Annotated in this window: 2 protein-coding genes and 1 pseudogene; 2 read left to right on the forward strand and 1 reads right to left on the reverse strand. The window is 35.8% G+C overall.

Translation table 11 applies throughout. From position 1 onward, the window contains the following. Positions 1–61 precede the first annotated feature (61 nt). Both ssb and ACFIM1_RS09190 read left to right on the forward strand, forming a co-directional pair. Positions 62–304 (forward strand): annotated as a pseudogene (ssb, locus tag ACFIM1_RS09185) (single-stranded DNA-binding protein); the annotation flags it as partial. 15 nt (positions 305–319) lie between these two features. Further along, positions 320–883 (forward strand): hypothetical protein, encoded by a 564-nt coding sequence (locus ACFIM1_RS09190; protein WP_375694679.1) that lies wholly within the window; start codon positions 320–322, stop codon positions 881–883. Here the strand turns inward: ACFIM1_RS09190 and ACFIM1_RS09195 are convergent. After that, a complete protein-coding gene (locus ACFIM1_RS09195; RefSeq protein ID WP_375608856.1) occupies positions 842–1384 on the reverse strand; it encodes a hypothetical protein in 543 nt (180 codons plus the stop codon). The two genes, ACFIM1_RS09190 and ACFIM1_RS09195, sit on opposite strands and share 42 nt — an antisense overlap. Positions 1385–1757: the final 373 nt, after the last annotated feature.

Consider the following 1757-nt stretch of genomic DNA (forward strand, 5'->3'; position numbering starts at 1 on the left):
GAATCTTACGTTATTCTGGTCTTTAATTCCATATGAATAATGCTAAATTATCATTATAAATCAATATCTTGTCAAAGGCAGCAAAGTTTATATCGAGGGACAGCTTCAAACGCGTAAATGGCAAGATAAAAACGGTATTGATCGGTATGTAACAGAAATCATTTTGCCTAAGTACAAAGGCGACTTAAAGCTTTTAGATGGCAAAAATGATGATAATCAAGAGCAGTCATCTCCTTATGAGAGAAGCTTTCACAAGCCTCTTGATACGTCTCATACCGTTATGAATGATAGCGTTCCTTTTTAAATAGAAGGCGGTGTTGTGAAAAAAAATAAAAAGAGGGGACGCCCTAAAATAGCAGGGCAGGTAAGAGAAGCAAATGGGCGTATATCACGTGCAAAAGCACCCCGTGAAGCCGTTGATAAATTGGCAATAGAAATGCGTGCAAAGCGCTTCGGTTTAACGCTACAGGAGGCAAAAAATCCACTTTCTGGGTCTTATATTGGGCGTCTTTGTTTACAAGGCGTGCTTACACAAGAGCAATATGATGCCGCGCAACAGTACCTACAGATAAGAAATAATTACCTTTGTGCAAAAGGCTTGCCTAATGCGATTTATGATGATGTGTCTACAAATTCAGATCCAGATAGTTTTGAACAATGGGTTCAAAAAGCAACAAATCACTATCAAGCCGTGCAAGAGGCACTAAAAGAAGCCCAATGCCTCTATAGACAGTATAACCTTTATGCAGCGCTACAGTACCTCGTTGTAGAAGATCAAATGCTACCACACCTTGTGAATTCATTACGCGTTGCTCTTAATGCGCTTCAGAAGTACTTTTCATTAGACAATTTTCCAAATAAACTTGATCAACGCTATCGTTAGTATTAACCCCAATATTACTCCAATTATTCCCAAAATCACTCTCAAACGTTCTTTTATACCTATACCGATTAAAACTAATAACCCTAAAATTATTATCCCTATTGTTATATTCCACATAAAAAGTGCAATTATACCACCAATGAAACCACAAATTAGAAGTGGTATTCCACAAGTTATTAAAGCTATATCTTTAATGTTATCTTGTAGACCATCTTCACGCATTGTTTTTATCATTATACATGACATGATAAAACTCACGGCAGATATAGCTAGCAATAGAGCAGCCACTTTTTCTTGTAGATCATTTCCTATAAGGTTAGAATTAAATATTATAAGTGTAGGAATCCATGGAACAAACGTTGGTAAAAATAGTACAGTGCAGTATGCAACTATTTCTTTCCCTTTTTTTCCTGCTTTTTTAATGGCATGTATTGCATTGAATAGCATTAATAAAAACAATGCTATCAAAACTCCAATAAAGCATAAATTTTCTATAATCATTATCTTCTCTTTTTTGACGATCCACTGTTTAGAACACTGCTTAACCGATTCCCTTTGAAATTATCAATATGTGTTATTTTTATGTTGACAAAGTGTAGCAAATCGTATTTAATGACAATACGGCACTGGTCGTATTGTATCTAAATGAGGGTAAGATACAGTTCAAAATCCTCGCAAATGCGGGGTTTTTTATTATCTGGAGGGCGTATTTTATGACATCACAAAATACAGAACAGATTTCTCAAACAAAGAAAAAATATAAACCTCCTAAGGCAGGAATGGGGCGTGTCAAAGGTGTTCCAAATAAAGTGACGCGCATTTTAAAAGAAGCAGTGGTTAAGGCTGCTGAGAATGCTGGGAATAAAATTGGCAA

It is taken from the genome of Bartonella sp. AC158YNML (genome assembly GCF_042196725.1).
In the GTDB taxonomy this organism is placed as follows: Bacteria; Pseudomonadota; Alphaproteobacteria; order Rhizobiales; family Rhizobiaceae; genus Bartonella.

What these genes read in the sequence shown, in the direction of transcription:
- ACFIM1_RS09195 (WP_375608856.1), bottom strand. Translation starts at nt 1,384, where the DNA reads ATGATTATAGAAAATTTATGCTTTATTGGAGTTTTGATAGCATTGTTT.